Source organism: Pseudomonas sp. NPDC089422, assembly GCF_044749405.1.
Classification (GTDB): domain Bacteria; phylum Pseudomonadota; class Gammaproteobacteria; order Pseudomonadales; family Pseudomonadaceae; genus Aquipseudomonas.
Genome location: NZ_JBIVHW010000002.1, coordinates 490,963 through 512,747 on the forward strand (window position 1 = coordinate 490,963; position 21,785 = coordinate 512,747).

General features: G+C 65.3%; 17 protein-coding genes. 1 reads left to right on the forward strand and 16 read right to left on the reverse strand.

Annotation, left to right across the window (positions count from 1 at the left end):
• Positions 1-135 precede the first annotated feature (135 nt).
• From purD to ACIPZ8_RS05915, 10 genes are all read right to left on the reverse strand, one after another.
• On the reverse strand, positions 136-1,431 hold the full coding sequence (purD, locus tag ACIPZ8_RS05870; RefSeq protein WP_027920809.1) for a phosphoribosylamine--glycine ligase: 1,296 nt from the start codon (positions 1,429-1,431) through the stop codon (positions 136-138).
• 182 nt (positions 1,432-1,613) lie between these two features.
• Complete coding sequence (gene purH / locus ACIPZ8_RS05875; RefSeq protein ID WP_400720355.1) at positions 1,614-3,221, reverse strand: bifunctional phosphoribosylaminoimidazolecarboxamide formyltransferase/IMP cyclohydrolase; 1,608 nt, start codon at positions 3,219-3,221, stop codon at positions 1,614-1,616.
• Between the two features lie 80 nt (positions 3,222-3,301).
• Positions 3,302-3,622: a DNA-binding transcriptional regulator Fis gene (fis, locus tag ACIPZ8_RS05880; protein WP_008093076.1), complete on the reverse strand. Its 321-nt coding sequence runs from the start codon at positions 3,620-3,622 to the stop codon at positions 3,302-3,304.
• Complete coding sequence (gene dusB / locus ACIPZ8_RS05885) at positions 3,619-4,632, reverse strand: tRNA dihydrouridine synthase DusB (RefSeq protein ID WP_152956933.1); 1,014 nt, start codon at positions 4,630-4,632, stop codon at positions 3,619-3,621. The genes fis and dusB overlap by 4 nt, the downstream gene beginning before the upstream one ends.
• A gap of 175 nt (positions 4,633-4,807) precedes the next feature.
• Positions 4,808-6,133, reverse strand: a complete 1,326-nt coding sequence (locus ACIPZ8_RS05890; protein WP_400720357.1) for a DUF3426 domain-containing protein — start codon at positions 6,131-6,133, stop codon at positions 4,808-4,810.
• Positions 6,134-6,175: 42 nt separating this feature from the next.
• Positions 6,176-7,054, reverse strand: coding sequence for a 50S ribosomal protein L11 methyltransferase (gene prmA / locus ACIPZ8_RS05895; protein ID WP_294337220.1), 879 nt, complete (start codon positions 7,052-7,054; stop codon positions 6,176-6,178).
• Positions 7,055-7,274: 220 nt separating this feature from the next.
• The gene (locus ACIPZ8_RS05900; RefSeq protein WP_400720359.1) at positions 7,275-8,381 is read right to left on the reverse strand and encodes an acetoin dehydrogenase dihydrolipoyllysine-residue acetyltransferase subunit; all 1,107 of its coding nucleotides are present in this window, start codon (positions 8,379-8,381) and stop codon (positions 7,275-7,277) included.
• Positions 8,378-9,400 carry an alpha-ketoacid dehydrogenase subunit beta gene (locus ACIPZ8_RS05905; protein WP_400720361.1) on the reverse strand — a complete coding sequence of 341 codons (1,023 nt, stop codon included), beginning with the start codon at positions 9,398-9,400 and terminating at the stop codon, positions 8,378-8,380. The genes ACIPZ8_RS05900 and ACIPZ8_RS05905 overlap by 4 nt, the downstream gene beginning before the upstream one ends.
• A 32-nt stretch (positions 9,401-9,432) precedes the next feature.
• Positions 9,433-10,410: a thiamine pyrophosphate-dependent dehydrogenase E1 component subunit alpha gene (locus ACIPZ8_RS05910; protein WP_400720363.1), complete on the reverse strand. Its 978-nt coding sequence runs from the start codon at positions 10,408-10,410 to the stop codon at positions 9,433-9,435.
• Positions 10,411-10,432: 22 nt separating this feature from the next.
• Positions 10,433-11,488, reverse strand: coding sequence for an NAD(+)/NADH kinase (locus tag ACIPZ8_RS05915; protein WP_400720365.1), 1,056 nt, complete (start codon positions 11,486-11,488; stop codon positions 10,433-10,435).
• A 279-nt stretch (positions 11,489-11,767) separates the two neighbouring features.
• Here ACIPZ8_RS05915 and ACIPZ8_RS05920 point away from each other — a divergent pair, with 279 nt between their 5' ends.
• The gene (locus tag ACIPZ8_RS05920) at positions 11,768-13,621 is read left to right on the forward strand and encodes a sigma-54-dependent Fis family transcriptional regulator (protein WP_400720367.1); all 1,854 of its coding nucleotides are present in this window, start codon (positions 11,768-11,770) and stop codon (positions 13,619-13,621) included.
• Between the two features lie 80 nt (positions 13,622-13,701).
• Here the strand turns inward: ACIPZ8_RS05920 and accC are convergent, their stop codons facing one another.
• From accC to ACIPZ8_RS05950, 6 genes are all read right to left on the reverse strand, one after another.
• Complete coding sequence (accC, locus tag ACIPZ8_RS05925) at positions 13,702-15,057, reverse strand: acetyl-CoA carboxylase biotin carboxylase subunit (RefSeq protein WP_152956925.1); 1,356 nt, start codon at positions 15,055-15,057, stop codon at positions 13,702-13,704.
• Between the two features lie 17 nt (positions 15,058-15,074).
• Positions 15,075-15,536, reverse strand: coding sequence for an acetyl-CoA carboxylase biotin carboxyl carrier protein (gene accB, locus ACIPZ8_RS05930; RefSeq protein WP_400720369.1), 462 nt, complete (start codon positions 15,534-15,536; stop codon positions 15,075-15,077).
• Positions 15,537-15,636: 100 nt separating this feature from the next.
• Positions 15,637-16,089 carry a type II 3-dehydroquinate dehydratase gene (gene aroQ / locus ACIPZ8_RS05935; RefSeq protein WP_008093086.1) on the reverse strand — a complete coding sequence of 151 codons (453 nt, stop codon included), beginning with the start codon at positions 16,087-16,089 and terminating at the stop codon, positions 15,637-15,639.
• A gap of 179 nt (positions 16,090-16,268) precedes the next feature.
• Positions 16,269-18,047 (reverse strand): protein-disulfide reductase DsbD, encoded by a 1,779-nt coding sequence (locus ACIPZ8_RS05940; RefSeq protein ID WP_400720372.1) that lies wholly within the window; start codon positions 18,045-18,047, stop codon positions 16,269-16,271.
• 143 nt (positions 18,048-18,190) lie between these two features.
• Complete coding sequence (locus ACIPZ8_RS05945) at positions 18,191-20,152, reverse strand: methyl-accepting chemotaxis protein (RefSeq protein WP_400720374.1); 1,962 nt, start codon at positions 20,150-20,152, stop codon at positions 18,191-18,193.
• 105 nt (positions 20,153-20,257) lie between these two features.
• Positions 20,258-21,637: a diguanylate cyclase gene (locus tag ACIPZ8_RS05950; RefSeq protein ID WP_400720377.1), complete on the reverse strand. Its 1,380-nt coding sequence runs from the start codon at positions 21,635-21,637 to the stop codon at positions 20,258-20,260.
• Between the last annotated feature and the right edge of the window lie 148 nt (positions 21,638-21,785).

Sequence of the window (21,785 nt, forward strand, 5' to 3'; positions counted from 1 at the left end):
CTTTCCTAGCCGATGTGCCAGATACTTACTATGCGCGGCGCGCCAAGTCGAAGGCAAGGCCCCTCGGGGCCCTGTCGACGAGCCGGGTAGCGCAGGCGCAACGTGCTGTGGCGCGCTGCGGCAACCCGGTACACCTTACTGCTGGTGCTCACCGCGCTCGCGGGCGATGGCCCGGTAGCCGATGTCGGTGCGGTAGAAGCTGCCGTTCCAGCTCACTTCCTTGGCCAGGCGGTAGGCCTGCTGCTGGGCATCGGCAACGCTGGCACCCATGGCGGTGGCGCAGAGCACGCGGCCGCCGTTGGTGACGACCTGGCCGTCCTTCAGCGAAGTACCGGCATGGAACACCTTGCCTTCGATCTTGGCCGCGGCATCCAGGCCGTTGATCACGTCACCCTTGGCGTAGTCGCCCGGGTAGCCGCCGGCAGCCAGCACCACGCCCAGGCTCGGGCGCGGGTCCCACTGTGCTTCGACCTTGTCCAGCGCCTTGGCGAAGGCGGCTTCGACCAGCAGCACCAGGCTCGATTCCAGGCGCAGCATGACCGGCTGGGTTTCAGGGTCGCCGAAGCGGCAGTTGAATTCGATGACCTTGGGGTTGCCCGCCTTGTCGATCATCAGGCCGGCATACAGGAAACCGGTGTAGACGTTGCCTTCCTCGGCCATGCCACGCACGGTCGGCCAGATCACCTGGTCCATCACGCGCTGGTGCACATCCGGGGTAACCACCGGAGCTGGGGAGTAGGCGCCCATGCCGCCGGTGTTCGGGCCGGTGTCCTGGTCGCCGACGCGCTTGTGGTCCTGGCTGGTGGCCATTGGCAGCACGTTGTGGCCGTCGACCATGACGATGAAGCTGGCTTCCTCGCCGTCGAGGAACTCTTCGATGACCACGCGCGAACCCGCCTCGCCGAAGGCGTTGCCGGCCAGCATGTCACGCACGGCGGCTTCGGCTTCTTCCAGGGTCATGGCGACGATCACGCCCTTGCCCGCGGCCAGGCCATCGGCCTTGATCACGATCGGTGCGCCTTTTTCCTGCAGGTAGGCCAGGGCCGGCTCGATCTCGGTGAAGTTCTGGTAGTCGGCGGTCGGGATCTTGTGGCGTGCCAGGAAGTCCTTGGTGAAGGCCTTGGAACCTTCCAGCTGGGCCGCGCCCTTGGTCGGGCCGAAGCAGTCCAGGCCACGGCTGCGGAACAGGTCGACCACGCCGATCACCAGCGGCGCTTCCGGGCCGACGATGGTCAGGTCGACGTTCTTCTCGGCGAAGTCGGCCAGTTGTTCCAGCGCGCAGACGTCGATGGCGACGTTCTCGCACTTGGCTTCAATGGCGGTGCCGGCGTTGCCCGGGGCGACGAAGACTTTCTCGACGCGTGGGTCCTGGGCGACTTTCCAGGCCAGGGCGTGCTCACGGCCGCCGCTGCCGATGATCAAAACTTTCATGTCAAAACCTCGAAATCTGTCGAACGAGAGGCCTGGCCTCTCGCTGTACGAGGTCGCAATGAAGCAGGTAGATGCAAGGCGGGGCCGGTTCCGATGAGCGGAGTTGCCTTCTGGCAATGAGCATCAGCGGAACCGGCCCCAACGCAGCAGATGCCTGCTTCAGTGCGGCCGATTGCCGTAAATCAGTGGCGGAAGTGGCGCATACCGGTGAACACCATCGCGATGCCTGCCTCGTCGGCAGCAGCGATGACTTCGGCATCACGCATCGAGCCACCTGGCTGAATCACGGCGCTGATACCCACTTTAGCCGCATTGTCGATGCCGTCACGGAACGGGAAGAACGCGTCCGACGCCATGACCGCACCCTGCACCTGCAGGCCGGCATGCTCGGCCTTGATGGCGGCGATGCGGGCGGAGTTGACGCGGCTCATCTGGCCAGCGCCGACACCGATGGTCTGGCGCTGCTTGGCGTAGACGATGGCGTTGGACTTGACGAACTTGGCCACTTTCCAGGCGAATACCAGGTCGTGGATCTCTTGCTCGGTCGGTGCACGCTTGGTGACGATCTTCAGGTCATCGGCGGTGATCATGCCGATATCGCGGCTCTGCACCAGCAGGCCACCGTTGACGCGCTTGAAGTCCCAACCGGCAGCGCGCTCGGCTGGCCACTCGCCGCATTCCAGCAGACGCACGTTCTGCTTGGCCGCTACCACGTCGCGGGCAGCCTGGGAAATTTTCGGCGCGATGATCACTTCGACGAACTGACGGTCGACGATGGCCTGGGCGGTTTCGCCATCCAGCTCGCGGTTGAAGGCGATGATGCCGCCGAACGCCGACTCGGTGTCGGTGGCGTAGGCCAGGTCGTAGGCCTTGCGGATACCGCCTTCGTCTTCAGGCACCACGGCCACGCCGCATGGGTTGGCGTGCTTGACGATGACGCAGGCCGGCTTGACGAAGCTCTTCACGCACTCCAGCGCGGCGTCGGTGTCGGCCACGTTGTTGAACGACAGTTCCTTGCCCTGCAGCTGCACGGCGGTGGAGATGCTGGCTTCGCCTTTCTTGGCTTCGACGTAGAACGCCGCGCTCTGGTGCGGGTTCTCGCCGTAGCGCATTTCCTGGGCCTTGACGAACTGGCTGTTGAAGGTGCGCGGGAACTCGCTGCGCGCGGAGGTCGACAGGGTTTCTTTGGCCTGGTCGATGGTGCCCATGTAGTTGGCGATCATGCCGTCGTAGGCGGCAGTGTGCTCGAACGCCTTGAGCATCAGGTCGAAGCGCTGGGCGTAGGTCAGGCCGCCGGCCTTGAGGCTTTCCAGCACGCCGGCGTAGTCGCTGGCGTTGACCACGATGGCGACATCCTTGTGGTTCTTGGCCGCCGAACGAACCATGGTCGGGCCACCGATATCGATGTTCTCGATGGCGGTCGGCAGGTCACAGCCAGGCTTGGAAATGGTGGCTTCGAACGGGTACAGGTTGACTGCGACCAGGTCGATCGGCTTGATGCCGTGCTCGTTCATGATGGCGTCGTCGGTGCCGCGGCGGCCGAGGATGCCACCGTGGATCTTCGGATGCAGGGTCTTGACCCGGCCATCCATCATTTCGGCGAAGCCAGTGTAGTCGGCCACTTCCACCGCGTTCACACCGTTGTCCTTGAGCAGCTTGTAGGTGCCGCCGGTGGACAGGATCTCGACACCGAGCTGTTGCAGCTCACGGGCGAATTCGAGGATACCGGTCTTGTCGGAGACGCTGATCAGGGCGCGGCGGACTGGCAGGCGGGTAGTCTGGTCGGTCATTTCGGGTTCCAATAACGCGGTGGAGTCAGCAAAAAAGGCGTCTCTTCGCAGAGGCCGCCTTTTCTGATTGGGATTCTGGCTTACAGCAAGTCGTACTGCTTGAGCTTCTTGCGCAGGGTGCCACGGTTGAGTCCGAGCATCTCGCTGGCCTTGGTCTGGTTGCCCTTCACGTAGTTCATCACGCTTTCGAGCAGGGGCGCCTCGACTTCGGAGAGCACCAGGTTGTACACGTCGGTGACGGTCGCGCCTTCCAGGTGTGCGAAGTAGTTGTGCAGCGCCTTCTCGACGCTGTCACGAAGGGTCTGGCCCTCTTCGCTTGGCGTGTTGAGGTGCTGTTTGAGGTTGGCGTTGTCGCTCACGGGCGTTGTTCCACTCACTAATGTCTCGGTCATCATCGTCATGCGGCCACCCCTTGTCCGTCCTCTGTCTCAAGGCTCTGTCGACGTTCGCTGAAATACGCGCGAACGTTGGCGCACTGCGCTTGTGTGTCTTCCAAAGCGTTGAACCGGGAGCGAAACTCCTTGCCGCCGGGTCGTGTTGCCAGGTACCAGCCCACGTGCTTGCGGGCGATACGCACGCCCATCACATCGCCATAGAAGGCATGCAGCGCGGCCAGGTGTTCCAGCAGGATGCGTTCCACTTCGTCCAACTGCGGGGCCGGCAAATGCTGGCCAGTCCCCAAAAAATGTTCGATCTCGCGAAAGATCCACGGCCGCCCCTGGGCAGCCCGGCCGATCAGCAGGCCGTCGACCCCGGTGGCATCCAGCACTGCCCGGGCCTTTTCTGGCGAAGTGATATCGCCATTGGCAAAAACCGGGATCGACACCGCCTGCTTGATGGCAGCGATGGTGTCATATTCGGCTTCGCCGGTGTACAGGTCGGCGCGTGTGCGGCCATGCACCGCCAGCGCCTGGATACCGGCCTGTTCGGCGATCTTCGCCACGTTCAGGCCGTTCTTGTTCGCCCGGTCCCATCCGGTGCGGATTTTCAGCGTCACCGGTACGTCCACCGCGCCGACTACGGCGTGGAGGATTTCGGCGACCAGAGCTTCATCTCTCAATAAAGCAGAGCCTGCAGCTTTGTTGCAGACTTTTTTTGCCGGGCAACCCATGTTGATATCGATGATCTGGGCGCCTGCCTCGACATTGGCCCGGGCTGCCGCCGCCATCATCTGCGCGTCACCACCGGCGATCTGTACCGAGCGTGGCTCGGGATCACCTTCATGGATGCGGCGCAGGCTGGACTTGCGGCTGTTCCACAGGCTCATGTCGCTGCTGACCATCTCCGACACCACCATGCCAGCGCCCAGGCGCTTGCAAAGTGTACGGAAAGGCTGGTCCGTGACCCCGGCCATGGGCGCGAGGATCAGGTTGTTGCGTAGTGTGTATGGGCCGATGCGTACCGCCGACATAGGTGTTCCCTGTTGTGGGGCCGAATCATTGGAGTCGAAAAAGGGTTGGCATGATACCCGCTCTCGGTGACCGGATAAAGATGGATTTGGATAAATTCTGAACAGCTGCGGCCTTATGCCCGAGGGTTTGCGGCAGCGGGCTGGCGCCGAGAATCCGGCAGCCAGCCGTAGGCTGTCACTCCGGGGAGCGGAAGCTGAGGCTGTAGTTCACGGCCTTGGGGCCTGGGTCGAGAATATCCAGGGCGATGTGGATCGGCGTCTGGCTGGGCATTTCGCCCCGCCCCGCCAGTTCACCCGATAGGTATTCGCTGGGTTTGAACCGACGGCTGGCGATCAGCTGGCCGTTGAGGTCGGCGAAACGCAGCTCCAGCAGCGGGAACGGCTGGGCGAACGGTGCGCGGTTGTAGATGATCGCATCGACGATCAGTGCGCCCTTGAAGTCCGGGTGGCTGCGCACCACCAGGTTGCTGCTCTTGATCCGGCCGATATCGACGCGGGTCGGCACTTGGCAACCGAGCATCGGGCACAGTTGCTGGAAGATCGGCCGGTACTGGTCCTGGCGGGCGAGCTCGTCAAAGTGGAACCATATGTACTGGAATGCCAGCAGGCCAGCGGCCAGCAGAGTCAGGAAGCTCCACAGCAGGCGCTTGCCCCAGTTGGGCCGAGGTTTCTCCCAACCCAGCTGCAGCGGATCGTCGACCACGTCGACCAGCGGCTCCTTGCGTGACGGGCGCTCCGGCTTGGCGGCGAAGCCGGGCTCCAGGCGTTCGCCGGGCAGTGGCTCGAGCGGGTCGTCATCGCGGGCTGACAAATGAAGGTCGGTGTCGTCGTCGTCACGGGCGCTCAGGCCTTTTTCGTGAATGACATCGTCATCGTCATCGTGCTCGTCGAACCGTTGCGTGGGCTCTGGCTCGACAGTGTGTGGCGCAGGGGGTTCGTCGTCGAGGTCCAGGTCCAGGTTGCCACCGAGGGTCGGCTCGGTGCGATCACCCGGCTCTGGCTCCAGTGGCTGCTCATCCAGCAGCACTGGCGCCGGGTCATGGGCCGCGAGCGGTTCATGGCGGTCGTCGGTCGCGGTGCCGAACAGTTCATCATCATGCTCATCGGCAGCCGGCTCGTCGCGACGGGCCTGCAGGGCACCGGCCTTGGCGTCCGGGCCCGGTTCGGCAGGTTCGCCACGGCGTTCGAGGCGGGCGAGTTCCTGGTCCAGGTCGAGTTCATCCAGGGCTTGGGCGGTGATGGCCCAGTCCTCTTTCTCGACCGGCGGCGGCTCGCTGGCGACCGGTTCAGGCGCGGCGATCGGTTCGACCACCGCAGGTGGTGGCAGTTCTGGGGTAACACCGGCCTTGGCACGGTTCTGCTCCAGCAGCTGCTTGGCCGCATTGAACACCTGCAGGCAGTGACCGCAGCGCACGACGCCGCGAGCCACGCTCAACTGGTGATGGGTGACGCGAAAGCTGGTCTGGCAATGCGGGCACTGGGTGACGAAACTGTCGGTCATGCGGCGATCCGGGAGCTGTGCAGAGAACTATTCTAGGCCCGCTTAGCGGCGCCGACCACTGATGCGCACCCAGCCGTCGCGCACGACGATCGGGTCCAGGTCGAAGTCGGCAGCGTAGGCAGCAGCCACTTCTTCACCCTGTTCGGCGAGGATGCCCGACAGGGCCAGCAGCCCACCTGGGCGGACCAGGCCGGACAGCTGCGGTGCCAACGACACCAGCGGGCCGGCAAGAATGTTGGCGACCAGCACGTCGGCCTGCATGGCCGGCATGTGCTCGGGCAGGTACAGCGCCAGCTTTTCGTCGGCGATGCCGTTGCGCTGGGCGTTGTCACGGGAGGCTTCGATGGCCTGCACGTCGATGTCGGTGCCGACGGCCTCACGCGCGCCCAGCAGCAGGGCAGCGATGGCGAGGATGCCCGAGCCGCAGCCGAAGTCCAGCACCTGGGTGCCTTGCAGTGGCTGGCCGTCGAGCCATTCCAGGCACAGTGCGGTGGTCGGGTGGGTGCCGGTGCCGAACGCCAGGCCCGGGTCGAGCAGCAGGTTGACCGCGTCCTGTTCCGGGGCCTCGTGCCAGCTCGGCACGATCCACAGGCGCTGGCCGAAGCGCATCGGCTGGAAACCGTCCATCCAGCTGCGTTCCCAGTCCTGGTCTTCGATCACTTCGGCCTGGTGCTCGGGCAGCTCGGCGCCGGTCAGCAGTTGCAGGTGGGCGAATACCGCTTCAGGTTCGGCGTCGGCTTCGAACAGTGCCAGCAGGTGGGTGTGCGACCACAGCGGGGTGGTGTTGAGGTCGGGTTCGAAGATCGGCTGGTCTTCGGCGTCCATGAACGTGACCGATACGGCGCCGACTTCGAGCAGGGCGTCTTCGTAGGTTTCGGCTTGTTCCGGGCTGATGGCCAGGCGTACTTGCAGCCAAGGCATGGCGGGCACCTTTGGTAAATCTGACAGGGGCAGCCCGAGGCTGCGAGAAGCCTGGCAGTTTACGCGAGTGCGGGGGGTTTGTAGAGCAGGGCTGGCAGACTGCGTCGCCTTCTTCGCGGGCAAGCCCGCGCCCACAGGATTATCACCAGCCTCCAGGCCTGCGCTGTACTTGAGGGCGCCGCGCTTGCCGGCGATGGGCCGCGAAGCGGCCCCGGCGATCTCAATGTCTGGCGAGGAATTCGGCCATTTTTTGATTCACCTGCTCCGCCGCCTCCATCTGCACCATGTGCCCGACGCCTGGCACCACCAGCACCTCGGCCTCGACGCCGTCGGCCTGCGCCGCCGGAATGATCGCGTCCTCGGCCCCCCAGATCACCAGCGCCGGGTGCTGCCCCAGCACCCCGCGCAGGTCATGCCGCTGGCGGTCACCTTCAGCCAGCGCCGACCCCAGCTGGCGCAAGGCGTCATCCACGCCTTCCAGGCGCTTGAACTTGAGCATGTCCTCCAGCATCTGCCGGGTCACCAGTCCCGGGTCGGCGAACAGCTGCACCATCTGCGGCTTCAGCGCATTGCGGTTGGCGGCGGCGACGAAGCCTTGCAGGTACTGGCCATTGATCGCCTCACCCAGCCCGGCACTGGCCGCCAGGCTCAGGCTCGCCACCCGCTGCGGTGCCAGGCGCGCCACATTCAGGCTGACCGCGCCGCCCATGGAGTGCCCGGCCAGGTGAGCCTTGGCGATGTCCAGATGATCGAGCAGGGCCAGCACGGTTTCGCTCAACTCATCCAGATCACCCTTTGCCAGGGCCTTGGCCGACTCGCCATGCCCCGGCAGGTCGAGGGCGACGACCCGACGCTCGGCCGCCAGCGCCGGGTGGTTGAACAGCCAGTTGTTGAGGTCGCCGCCAAAACCATGCACCAGCACCAATGGCGTGCCACCTTCGCCCAGTTCGAACCAGCGCAGCAGGCGCCCGGCCACCTCGGCCTTCTGCGGTACCGGCCCCTGGGCTTGGTCGGCGCCACCTTCAGCGACGAAATCGGCCTGGAAGCGTTGCACCACGGCGTCGATCTCCGACTCCTCGGCTTCACCCTCCACCACCACGGCCAGCAGCGCACCGACCGGCAAGGTTTCGTCGGGCCGGGCCACCTGGCGGCGCAGCACGCCGCTGAACGGCGCCTCGACGCTGCTGCTGATCTTGTCGGTCTCGACATCCAGCACCTCGTCGCCCTTGCTGATCTCATCGCCCTCCTGCTTGAGCCAGGCGTCGACCCGGCCCTCGGTCATCGACAGGCCCCACTTGGGCATGGTCAGGGTATGGATCTGGCTCATGCGGCGCTCCTTGCAGCTTCGATGACCTTGCGCACGGCCGCTTCGACCTTCGCCGAGTCAGGGATGTACAGGTCTTCCAGGGCATCGGAGAACGGCACCGGGGTGTGTGGTGCGGTGACCATCTCGATCGGGCCCTTGAGCGCGGCGAAGGCTTTTTGCGCGACCAGTGCGCTGATATCGGTGGCCATCGAGCAGCGCGGGTTGGCTTCGTCGATCACCACCAGGCGGCCGGTCTTCTCCACGCTTTCGAGAATGCTGTCCTCGTCCAGCGGGCTGGTGGTGCGCAGGTCCAGCACTTCGCAGTCGATGCCCTGGCGGGCCAGGTTGTTGGCCGCTTCCATGGCCACATGGACCATGCGCCCATAGGTCACCAGGGTCACGTCGTCGCCGTCGCGCAGGAAGTTGGCCTCGCCGAATGGCACGGTATACACCTCTTCCGGTACCTCGCCCTGCAGGCTGTAGAGCAGTTTGTGCTCACAGAAGATCACCGGGTCGTTGTCACGGATCGCCTGGATCAGCAGTCCCTTGGCGTCATACGGCGAAGACGGGCAGACCACCTTCAGGCCGGGGATGTGGGTCCATAGCGACGTGAGCATCTGCGAGTGCTGGGCCGCGGCGCGCAGGCCGGCGCCGTACATGGTGCGCATCACCAGCGGGGTGACCGCCTTGCCGCCGAACATGTAGCGGAACTTGGCGGCCTGGTTGAGGATCTGGTCCAGGCAGCAGCCGGCAAAGTCGACGAACATCAGCTCGCACACCGGGCGCAGGCCCTGGGTGGCGGCACCGACGGCGGCTCCGACGTAGCCGATTTCCGACAGCGGCGCATCGAGCACGCGCCCCGGGAACTGGTGGTACAGGCCTTTGGTGACGCCGAGCACGCCACCCCAGGCGTCATCCTCGCCTGGGGCGCCCGCGCCACCGGCCACGTCTTCGCCAATGATGAACACGCTGGTGTCGCGGCGCATTTCCTGGGCCAGGGCCTCGTTGATGGCCTGCTGATAGCTGATTTTTCTAGCCATGGTGGTTCTCCTGTTGTTCTTGTTGTCCGGGCTCAGGGGTAGCTGACGTAGACGTCGGTGAGCAGGTCGGCGGGCTGTGGCTTAGGATCGGATTTGGCGCGGCGCACGGCGTCTTCGATCAGGTCGTCGACACGGGCGTCGATGGCGTCCAGTTGCGCCGCCTGCAGCAGGCCGGCACGGGTGGTCTTGTTGCGGAACTGCAGCAGGCAGTCGCGGGATTCGCGCAGGTTCTTCACTTCGTCAGGGGCGCGGTAGGTCTGTGCGTCGCCTTCGAAGTGGCCGTAGTAGCGGCTCAGCTTGACCTCGATCAGCGACGGGCCTTGCCCTGAGCGGGCGCGCTCGATGGCAGCACCGGCGGCCTCGTGCACGGCAAAGAAGTCGAAGCCGTCGATGGTCACCCCCGGCATGCCGAAGCCTGCGGCGCGGTCGGCGATGTGGTCGCAGGCCACCGACCAGGTCGAGGCGGTGGCTTCGGCGTAGCCGTTGTTCTCGGCGATGAAGATGCACGGCAGGTTCATGATCGAGGCCAGGTTCATCGCCTCGAACACCGCGCCCTCGTTGGAAGCGCCGTCGCCGAAGAAGGCCACGGCCACGTTGTCATTGCCCTTGATCCTGGCCGCCAGGGCGGCGCCGGCCACCAGGGGCGCACCGGCACCGACGATGCCGTTGGCACCGAGCATGCCTTTTTCCAGGTCGGCGATGTGCATCGAACCGCCCTTGCCGCCGCACACACCGGTCTTCTTGCCGTAGATCTCGGCCATCATGCCGTACACGTCGACGCCCTTGGCGATGCAGTGGCCATGGCCACGGTGGGTCGAGGCGATGCAGTCGCTGTCGCGCAGGTGCGCCATGACCCCGGCGGCGGAGGCTTCTTCACCGGCATACAGGTGGACGAAACCAGGAATCTCGCCCGTGGCGAACTCCACGTGCAGGCGTTCTTCGAAGGCGCGGATGGTGCGCATCACTTCATAGGCATGCAGCAATTGCTCGGAACTGAGGTGAGTGGACATCTTGTTGTTCTCCAGGGTTGTCTCAACACGGGGTTGCAGGGTGCAGCCGATGGCCGCGCGGGACGGCCAGCAGGTGATGACGGGCGGCATGTGCCAGCACGGCCTCGACGTCGACGGTCAACGGGCCTTGCAGGTCGAGGGTGATGGTTGGCGTGTCGTGTTCGGCGAACTCGATCTCGCGTTCGCCATCCAGGGCCAGGGTGCCGGCGGTGAGGCTCAGGCGATGGGCCACGCCCGGGCTGAGTGTGCCGCTGGCGGTGATGCCGCAGCCTTGCAGCAGGCCGGGGGCCAGTGGGGCGAGCAGGGCCTGTTCGGCGCCGGGGTTGAGCCGTACCCAGGCACCGTAGGGTTCATGACGGGCCACCGGTTGCCACAGCCCGCAGAGCGCGGACAGGCCGATGGCATGGGGCTCGGCGAAGCAGGCGAAGATTTCGCTGAGGTCTTCGCTGCGGCTCAGCGCGCGGGCGCCAATGAAGCGTTGCGGCGACACCGCCACTTCGACCAGCGCCCATTCACACAGCTGTTGCTGCGCCACCTTCACCAGCAGCCGCTTGTTGCGCCGCAGGCCAATGCTGGCCGGTACCCGGCCGCCAGCGAGCAAGCCGCCAGCCAGGCCGGCGCTGGTGGCTTCGCGCAGCTCCGGGAAGGCGTTGTTGGTGCCGGTGGACAGGGTGAGCAGGGGCGTGTCCCCGGCCTCTGCCGCCACGGCTTTGTGCGTGCCGTCGCCGCCCAGCACGGCGATCATCGCCACACCGCGCTCGACCATCTGCCGGGTGGCCAGGCGAGTGTCGCTGACGGTCTGAGTCAATGGCAGGTCGAGCAGTGCCAGACGCGGCCAGTGCTGGTCCTGTGCCACGGGGCCGAGGCTGGCCTTGAGCACGGCGGCGGCGATCCCGGTCATGTCGGTGGGCAGTAGCACCTCGCTTACACCCGTGGCACCGAATGCAGCGAGCAGGCGCTGGATGACCGAGGCCTTGTCGGTGCTGGAGTAGAGCCCGGCGTTGCTGGTCAGACGACGCAGGTCGCGGCCGGAGGCAGGGTTGGCAATGATCCCGATGATCGGGGCGGGCTGCGGCATGGCACACCTCGTGTTCTTGTTTGCCTAGGCTTGAGCAAGGTGGATGCCAGACTTTTCCCTATGCCCTGCAAGGGCCGCTGCAGAGCGGTTGCAAGGCTGTCGGGCCAGGCTGCGGCGGCCCTTGCCTGAGACGCTGCGTGCCAGCGTTGCCGGGCTCTGGCCGGTAGGCTGAGACGCTGCGTCTCAAGCCTGCCGGTAATCACGCGGCGCTTGTCGGGACATGCCGGCAGGCGCTTAATGGCCGCACAACGACAAGAACAAACAGGAACCGGAGGCCCCATGCTTGCCGCGAACTCCCGAGCCCATGTCGATTGCGTCAGCCGGGTGCTGAAGAACGCCGACCGCCTGCCCCAGGCGCCGGTGCCGCCGCTGATCCTCGACTCATGGCGCCGTTCCATGGAGCTGTACCGTCTTGACCCCGGGTCCCAGCAGGGGCCGCGCATCCTTTCCCAAACCCTGCTCAACGAATGCCGCGAACGCGCCGAACTGTTCCTGCGCATTGCCAGCGACGCCGTGGCGCGCCTGCATGCGCGGGTGCGTGGCGCCGACTACTGCGTACTGCTCACCGACGCCCTGGGGCGCACCATCGATTACCGGGTTGAATCGGCCATCCGCAACGACTGCCGCAAGGCCGGCCTGTACCTGGGCACCTGCTGGTCCGAGGGCGAGGAGGGCACCTGTGGCGTGGCGGCGGTGCTGACCGGCAAGGCGCCGGTCACGGTGCACAAGCGCGATCATTTTCGTGCCGCCTTCATCGGCCTGACCTGCACGGCGGCGCCGGTATTCGACCCGCAGGGCGAACTGCTCGGCGTGGTGGATGTGTCGGCCCTGCAATCACCGGACGACCGCCGCAGCCAGCACCTGATCCTGCAACTGGTGGAACAGACCGCGCGGGAAATCGAGAACGCCTTTTTCATGCACAGCGCCCAGGGCCACTGGGTGATGCGCGCCCATGGCACGCCGGGTTATGTGGAGAGCCAGCCCGACTACTTGCTGGCCTGGGATGCCGACGGCCGCCTGCAGGCGATCAACAGCCTGGCCCGCGAGCGCTTGCTGGCACGGCACGGGCGTTTGCCTGAGCACATCGGTGAGCTGTTCGACATGGCCCAGCTGCGCCGCGCCAACGAGGCCTCGGCCCAGCGCCTGCCAGGTTGGGGCGGGTTGTACGGGCGGGTCAGCGCGCCCCAGCGGCGAGGCCGGGCGCAACCCTTGCAGCAAGCGCAGGATGCGCGCATCGAACAGCACTTGCGCTTGGCCACAAGGGTCAAGGATTGCAACCTGGCGGTGCTGGTGCAGGGCGAGACCGGTGCCGGCAAGGAAGTCTTCGCGCGCCAGTTGCACCAGCAGAGCCAGCGCCGTGAAGGGCCGTTCGTCACGCTGAACTGTGCGGCCATCCCCGAGAGCCTGATCGAGAGCGAACTGTTCGGTTATGTCGCCGGGGCGTTTACCGGTGCGTCGAGCAAAGGCATGCAGGGGCTGCTACAGCAGGCCGATGGCGGCACCTTGTTCCTCGACGAAATCGGCGACATGCCGCTGCACCTGCAGACCCGCCTGCTGCGGGTGCTGGCCGAAGGCGAAGTGGCGCCACTGGGCGCTGCGCGGCGGGAGCGGGTGGATATCCAGGTGATCTGTGCGACCCACCGCGACCTGGCGGGGATGGTGAGTGAAGGGCGTTTCCGCGAGGACCTGTATTTCCGTCTGGCCAATGCCCGCTTCGAGTTGCCACCGCTGCGTGAGCGCGAGGACCGGTTGGGCCTGATTCATCAGTTGCTGGCTGAGGAGGCCGAGGCTTGTGGGGTCGAGGTGATGCTGGCAGATGATGCCTTGCAAGCACTGCTGGTGTACCGCTGGCCGGGGAATTTGCGCCAGCTGCGGCAGGTGCTGCGTTATGCCTGTGCGGTCAGTGAGGGCGGGCAAGTGTGTCTGGAGCACCTGCCGCAAGAGGTGCGGGGTGATGCCGTGCCTGCGGCTGACGTCGGCGTATCGAGCCCGGCTCGGCAATTGCTGCTCGATGCCCTGATCCGCCATCGGTGGAAACCGGCGGAAGCGGCGCGGGCGTTGGGGATATCGCGAGCGACCTTGTATCGACGGGTGCATGAGCACCGGATCGAGATGCCGCGTATGAAGGTGTAGGAGCGGCCGCGCAAGCCTTCTGACAGGCAATAAAAAACCCCGGCGCAGGGCCGGGGTTTTGATGCATCACGCTAACGCGATCACTCCTGGCTGGCCAGTTTGTGCTCGAGGTAGTGGATGTTCACGCCGCCTTTGCAGAAACCTTCATCACGCACCAGGTCGCGGTGCAGCGGGATGTTGGTCTTGATGCCGTCGACGACGATCTCGTCCAGGGCATTGCGCATGCGCGCCATGGCTTCGTCGCGGTCCTTGCCGTAGGTGATCAGCTTGCCGATCAGCGAGTCGTAGTTCGGCGGAACCGAGTAGCCGCTGTACAGGTGCGAATCGACGCGTACGCCGTTGCCGCCCGGGGCGTGGAAGTGCTTGACCTTGCCTGGGCTCGGAATGAACTTCTTCGGGTCTTCGGCGTTGATCCGGCACTCCAGCGAGTGGCCACGGATGACCACGTCTTCCTGGCGGAACGACAGCTTGTTGCCAGCGGCGATGCTCAGCATCTCCTTGACGATGTCGATACCGGTGACCATCTCCGAGACCGGGTGCTCAACCTGCACACGGGTGTTCATCTCGATGAAGTAGAAACGGCCGTTCTCGTACAGGAACTCGAAGGTACCGGCACCGCGGTAGCCGATCTCGATGCACGCATCGACGCAGCGCTTGTAGACTTCCTGGCGGGCCTTCTCGTCGATGCCCGGGGCTGGGGCTTCTTCCAGCACCTTCTGGTGACGGCGCTGCAGTGAGCAGTCGCGGTCGCCCAGGTGGATGGCGTTGCCCTGGCCGTCGGACAGTACCTGAACTTCCACGTGACGTGGGTTGGTCAGGAACTTCTCCAGGTAGACCATCGGGTTGCCGAAGGCAGCACCGGCTTCGGTACGGGTGAGCTTGGCCGAGGAAATCAGGTCCTCTTCCTTGTGCACCACGCGCATGCCGCGACCACCACCGCCACCGGCGGCCTTGATGATCACCGGGTAGCCGACATCACGAGCGATCGCCAGGGCGACCTCTTCGTCTTCCGGCAGCGGGCCATCGGAGCCCGGTACGGTTGGCACGCCCGACTTGATCATCGCGTCCTTGGCCGAAACCTTGTCGCCCATCAGGCGAATGGTGTCGGCTTTCGGGCCGATGAAGGCGAAACCGGATTTTTCCACCTGCTCGGCGAAATCGGCGTTCTCCGCGAGGAAGCCGTAACCCGGGTGGATCGCGGTGGCGCCGGTGACTTCGGCGGCAGCGATGATCGCCGGGATGTGCAGGTAGGAATCCTTGGACGATGCAGGGCCGATGCAGACCGACTCGTCTGCCAGGCCCAGGTGCATCAGTTCACGGTCGGCCGTGGAGTGCACGGCGACGGTCTTGATGCCCAGCTCTTTGCAGGCACGCAGGATCCGCAGGGCAATTTCCCCACGGTTGGCGATCAGGACTTTTTCGAGCTTCCCAGACATCGTTGGCTCTCCGCGATTCAAACGATGGTGAACAGCGGCTGGTCGAACTCAACCGGCTGGCCGTCTTCCACCAGGATGGCGTCGATGACACCGCCAACATCGGCTTCGATGTGGTTCATCATCTTCATGGCTTCGACGATGCACAGGGTGTCGCCTTTCTTCACGCTCTGGCCAACTTCAGCGAAGTTCGGCGAGGTCGGCGAAGGCTTGCGGTAGAAGGTACCGACCATCGGCGAGCGGATCACGGTGCCTTTCAGGGCTGGTGCGGCAGCAGCGGCTTCGGCGGCTGGCGCAGCGGCAGCGGCAACCGGAGCAGCGGCAGGGGCAGCCATTGGCGCAGGTGCGTAGAACTGCTGGGCGGCCGGGGTCTTGCTGTGGCGGCTGATACGGACCGACTCTTCGCCTTCCTTGATCTCCAGCTCGTCGATGCCAGACTCTTCCAGCAGCTCGATCAGTTTCTTGACTTTACGGATATCCATTAATCATCAACTCCCAAAGGTTCGGTCAGGGGGCGAAATTTAAAAACGTATCTGAACGTTTCTCTCTAACCCCGGCCCACTGAGGCCAGGGTTTTCGTTATCAGGGCTGTGCGTTGGCAGCCAGTTGTTCCAGTGCGGATTCCAGGGCCAGGCGATAACCGCTGGCGCCCAGGCCGCAGATCACTCCTACGGCAACATCGGAAAAGTAGGAGTGGTGACGGAACGGTTCGCGTTTGTGCACGTTGGACAGGTGCACTTCGATGAATGGGATGCTCACCGCGAGCAACGCGTCACGTAATGCGACGCTTGTGTGGGTGAAAGCAGCCGGATTGATCAGGATGAAGTCCACACCCTCGTTGCGTGCAGCGTGAATACGATCGATGAGTTCGTATTCGGCATTGCTCTGCAGGTACTGCAGATGGTGGCCAGCGGCGCGGGCGCGCTGCTCCAGGTCCTGGTTGATCTGGGCCAGGGTCACGGCGCCGTAGTGGCCTGGTTCGCGAGTCCCGAGCAGGTTCAGGTTGGGGCCGTGAAGCACCAGTAGGGTTGCCATCTGCGGTTTCCTTGGATTTGTAGGGCAATTCGACACAGCGCGGCGAGTGTGCCGCAAAGCGACGGCAAGTGTCCAGTTCCCGGCAATAGCCAGCACGTTGTCCGAGGTTCGCGCGAAATATGTGACCAAATAATTAAATCTGGTCACTCATTTGGAGAAATTTCCCGGCACGCGGGAAGTTATAGACCGAGTTTGCCGCGCACGCGCGCCAGAATCTGCGCAAATTCCCCGGCGTTTATCTCGCCAATCACCCGATCGGTGGTCATTTCGCTGCCGTTCGCCGCAAAGAACAACAGCGCCGGCGGCCCGAACAGCTGGTAGCGATCCAGTAGCGTGCGCTGCTCGGCGCTGCTCTCGGTGATATCGAAGCGCAGCAGCTTGAAGGCGCTCAATTGGCTTTGAACCTGCGGTGCATTGAGCACTTCGTGTTCGATCACCTTGCAGCTGATGCACCAGTCGGCGTACCAGTCCAGCAGCACCGGTTGGCCGGCGGCCTTGGCCTCGGCCAGGGCGGCGTCCAGTGTGGCCGGGGTGGTGACGGTTTGCCAGGCATCTGCCTTGGCCGCTGCACCGCTGACGGTGGCAGCGGCGGGCGGTGGCAGCGGGCGCAGTGGGTCACCTTGGCCGTTGAGCGCGCCGTACCAGCAGGCCAACGCATACACCAGCAGCGCCAGGCCCAACAGTTGTGCCAGGCGCTGGCGTGGCGATTTGACCACGAACTCCAGGGCGCCGAGGAACAGCGCCACGCCGGCCGCCAGGAAACCGACCAGCAACAAGGTCGCCGGCCCCGGCAGCACGCGGCTGAGCAGGCCGATGGCCAGGCCCAGCAGCAATACGCCGATGGCGTTTTTCACGGTGTTCAGCCAAGGGCCGCTCTTGGGCAACCAGGCGGCTCCCCCCGTGGCCATCAGCAGCAAGGGGGCGCCCATGCCCAGGCCCAGGGCGAACAGCTTGAGCGCGCCGCCCACGGCATCGCCGCTGGCGCTGATGTACAGCAAGGCGCCCGCCAGCGGCGCCGAAACACAGGGTGAGACCAGCAGGCTGGAGAGCACGCCGAGCACAGCCGCGCCGAGCAGCGAGCCGCCGCGGGTGTGGTTGGCGACGTTGTTCAGACGGTTGCTCAGGGCCTGCGGCAACTTGAGCTCGAACAGGCCGAACATGGCCAGGGCGAACGCCACGAAGAACAGCGCGAAAGGCACCAGTACCCAGGCCGACTGCAGGCGTGCCTGCAGGTTCAGACCGGCGCCGAACAGGCCCATCAGTGCGCCGAGCACGGCAAAGCTGGCAGCCATCGGCAGCACGTAGGCGAGCGACAGGGCCAGGCCACGCAGGCCACCGACCTGGCCACGCAGGACCACACCAGAGAGGATCGGCAGCATCGGCAGCACACAAGGGGTGAAGGTCAGGCCGACCCCGGCGAGGAAGAACAGCAGCAATGACTTCCAGTTCCAGCCCTGTTCGCTGCCTGCAGGCAGGGCGGTGCCTGCGGCGGGCGCTTTGCCGTCAATGCTCAGGCGTTCGGTTTCCGGCGGGTAGCACAGGCCCTTGTCGGCGCAGCCCTGGTAACCCACCAGCAGGGTGAAGGCGCGAGCGTCGGTGCGTGGGATCTCGATGTCGAGCACGCCGTGGTACACCTCGACGTCACCGAAGAACTCGTCGTGCTTGGCTTCGCCCTTGGGGATGTTCGGCGGGCCCAGGGTGATGTCTGCCGGTTCCGTGCGGAAGTGGAAGCGGTGGCGGTACAGGTAGTAGCCATCAGTGGCAACGAAGCGCAGCTTGAGGGTCTGCGCGTCGGCCTGCACCAGGCTGAGCTTGAAGGCTTCGTGCACCGGCAGGAAGTCGGCATTGTTGGACAGCGAAGCAGCGCCGAGGGTGGCGCTGGGGCGGTTGTCGAGCAGGCCCGAGGCGAAAGCAGGGCTGGCCAGCAGCAGGAGCAGCAGGAAAAACAGGCGGCGCATGACGGACTCGCGAGGTGGAACGTGCCCGCATGATAGCGGAGTTGGCGGTGGTTGAAAGTGACGGCGACACATGGCGCCAGTTATGTATTGCCTGTTCCGGCCTCTTCGCGGCTTTAGCCGCGAAGAGGCCGGCACAGGAGGGCTCAGACTCTGAAGGCCCGTACTGCCTTGCTCAGCTCACCACCCAGGCTCAGCAACTGTTCGCCTTGCTCGCGCCCTTCGCCAATACGCTGCAGGTTGTCTTCACCCAACTTGTGAATCCGCTCACTGTGATCGCGAATTTCACTCACCGCACCACTCTGCTGCGCGGTGACATCGGCAATACGCACCGCCGTATCGGCAATCGTGCGGATCGCGCTGACAATCTCGTCCAGCGCACCATCGGCGGCCTGGGCCTGGTTGGCGGTGGCTTCGGCATGTTCCAGCTGGGTGCGCATCCCGGCCACCGACTCTCGCGCCGCCTGCTGCAGGCGGTCGATCAGCGCCTGGATCTCGCCGGTAGCCCCGGTGGTGCGCTGCGCCAGTGAGCGCACCTCGTCGGCCACCACCGCGAAGCCACGGCCCATCTCACCGGCGCGGGCGGCCTCGATGGCGGCATTCAACGCCAGCAGGTTGGTCTGCTCGGCGATGGAGCGAATGACCGTCAGCACCCCGCCGATGGTGGCCGACTCCTCGGCCAACTGCTCGATCATGCGCGCGTTGCCCTGCACCTCGTCGACCAGCGCCCGAAGGCCTGACAGGCTCTGGCCGATCACCGTCTGGCCCTGTTCCACCGCGCGGCCGGCATCACGGCTGGCATCGGCGGCAGAGCTGGCGTCGCCGGCCACTTGCTGGATGGTCGCTTCCAGCTCGCCCAGCGCATCGCGAATCTGCCCGGTGTCGCCGGCCTGGCGCTCGGCGCCGTCGTGCAGGGCGGCGCTCATGCCGGCCAGGGCGTGGCTGCTGCCGGCGACCTGCTCGGCGTTGTGGCGGATGGTGCCGACCAGTTCCACCAGGTACTGGCGCAGGCGGTTGAGCGATTCCTGGATGTCGTGCAGCTCGCGGTTGGTCTTGCCCAGCGCGATAGGCGCGGCAAAGTCGCCTTCGGCCCAGCGCGACAGGGCCGGGGCCAGGCTGGTCAGGGTGCGGGCCAGGCGCCGCTGCAGGGTGTCGATGAGCAGGGCGATCAGCAGGATCAGGCCGATCATCAGCCCCTGGATGATGCGCACTTCACCGGCAATCTTCGCGTGCTGGCCACGCACTTCCGGCTCCAGGCCGGCGATGGCCTGTTGCACGGCTTCCAGGCGTTGGTTGGTACTGGCGGCCAGGGCGGTGCGGCGTTCGATCTGCTCGCGGGTGCGTTGCAACTCGGCGGGGTAGCGGTTGAGCAGGCTTTGCAGCTCGCGCTTGAGGCCGACCGCCACGTCTTCCTGGTGTTCGCTGGCCTGGGACTGCAGGCCCATCATGGCGGCGAAGTCGTCGGCGTTGGATTCTGCAGCTCGGGTCACGCCCAGCAGCGGCAGGCCGTCGATGACCTGGGCCTGGGTGCGGATCAGCTGCAGTTCGCGCTCGACCTCGTCGGCCAGTTCGGCGCGGCCGCTGCTGACCAGCTTGTCCCGGGCCAGCGACAGTCGGCCCAGGTGCACGGTGGCATCGAGCAATGGCAGCAGGTAGCGGTTGGCGTCGCTGCTGCCGCTGTCGCGGGCATAGGCGGTCAACTGTTCGAAGTTGGCCCCCAGTTCGCGTTCGGCCTGCAGCAGCAGGGCTTGCGGGTCGCCGGCCAGCTTGCCGGCGGCGAGCAGTTCGTTGGCGGTGAAGGCCTGCAGGGTGTCCAGGCTCGGGCGCAGCTTGGCGGCGAGCGCTGGCGGCCAGTCGGTCAGCGAGGCTTCGAGCTGCTGGTTGGCGTCGACGGCAGCGGCGTGACGCAAGGCGTCGCCACTGCCCAGGTAAGCCTGGATGTTGCGCGCCGTCTGGTTCTGGAACTGCTGCGACAGGCCCAGGTAGCGCTCCATCAACTGATAGGGCCGCTCCAGGGCGCGTTGCGACCACCACAGGGTCGCACCCAAGGCGATACACACGGTCACCAGCAACAGGGTGTTGAAATTGGTCAGCCACTTCAGGCGCATAGCCGCGAACTTCCTGCGGGGGAGTCGAGAGATAGGTGCCTGAATTTATGGCGAATTTATTACCAGGTGATGACGATGGTGGCCTTGAGCCATTGAGCGCAGCCGCTACGGCTCGACCCTCACCACGCAGTTACGCCCGGCATGTTTGGCCCGGTACAACGCCTCGTCCGCCGTGCTGGCCATGCTCAGCGCATCCAGCTCATCGTCCAGCTGCACCACCCCGGCACTGAAGGTGCATCGCAGATCCTCCGGCTGCGCCGGGTAGAGAATCTCGGCAAAGCGCCGGCGAATCTCGTCCAGTACCTTGTGCGCGGCCTCCAGCGAAGTGTTGGGCATGACGATGGCGAACTCCTCGCCACCATAGCGGCCAATGAAGTCGGTCTTGCGCAGGCGTTGCTTGAGGAACAGCGCCAGGCTCTTGATCACCCGGTCACCCATGGGGTGGCCGTGGCGGTCGTTGATCTTCTTGAAGTGGTCGATGTCGAGCATGGCGAAGCTCAGCGGTTGCTGCGTGCGGCGGGCACGGTAGCTGCAGTCTTCGAGCAGTTGCAGGATGTGGGTGTGGTTGTACAGCCCGGTCAGGCTGTCGCGGACCATGCGGGCCTTGAGGTGGCGGGCGCGGGCGGCGCGGTTGCGCACGGTGGTGATCAGGTGCCGCGAACGGATCGGCTTGGTCAGGAAGTCGTCGCCGCCTTCACTCATGGCATCGAGCTGCTTGTCCAGGTCGTCCTCGGCGGACAGGTAGATGATCGGCACGCTGACGTAGCGGTCGTTGTGACGGATCACCTTGGCCAGTTCCGGGCCCGAGCACGTCGGCATGTACAGGTCGAGGATGATCAGGTCGGGCTGGAAGTCGGCCAGCTCGACCATGGCGCGGATCGGGTCGTTCAGGCTGCGGGTCAGCATACCGGCGCTGGCCAGTACGCGTTCGGTGTGCAGGGCCTGGGCGCGTGAATCGTCGATGATCAGCACGCGCAGGGGTTCCTGCTGTGCGTTGCTGGTCATGGCTTCGAGTTTTTCCAGCAGGCTGGAGGCTTCCAGCGTACCGGTCAGAAACGCCTGGCCGCCGGCGCGCACTGCGGCCAGGCGTGTCGGCGTGTCGGCTTCGTGCAGGCTGAAGAACAGCAGCGGTATGGGTTGCGCCTGGCCGCGCTGCGCCAGCGCCGCCAACGGCAGGCCAGCACCGGGGCCAGAGAAGTCGACATCCATGACGATGGCGGCCGGAGGTTGCTCGGCTAGCGAAGCCAGAAACGCACTGGCGCACGGTTGCGGTTGCGCGCTCAGGCCGAAGAACTCCAGCTGCTGGGCGAGGCGCTCGGCGCGCTCATGGTCGTGCAGCAGCAGGTAGACCGGTTTGCGCGCAGGTGGCAGCTCCAGCTGGTCGGGCTGGTCGCCGTGGCGCAAGCGCGTACGCGACAGGCGCTGCAACAGCTGTTCGAGCTCCTGCGAGAGGCGCTCCTGGCTCGGCTCCGCGGCTTGGGTCATGTCCTGGCTACTTGTTAGTGGGCTAAGCAGGTTCGATGATGGCTGTATGCTAGCACCACTTTTTCCACCCGTACGTGCGCCGCATCAACAAAGGCTTGCGGACGAATATTCAGTTACTGACTCATTGGTCGCTTATGCGTACGGCGGT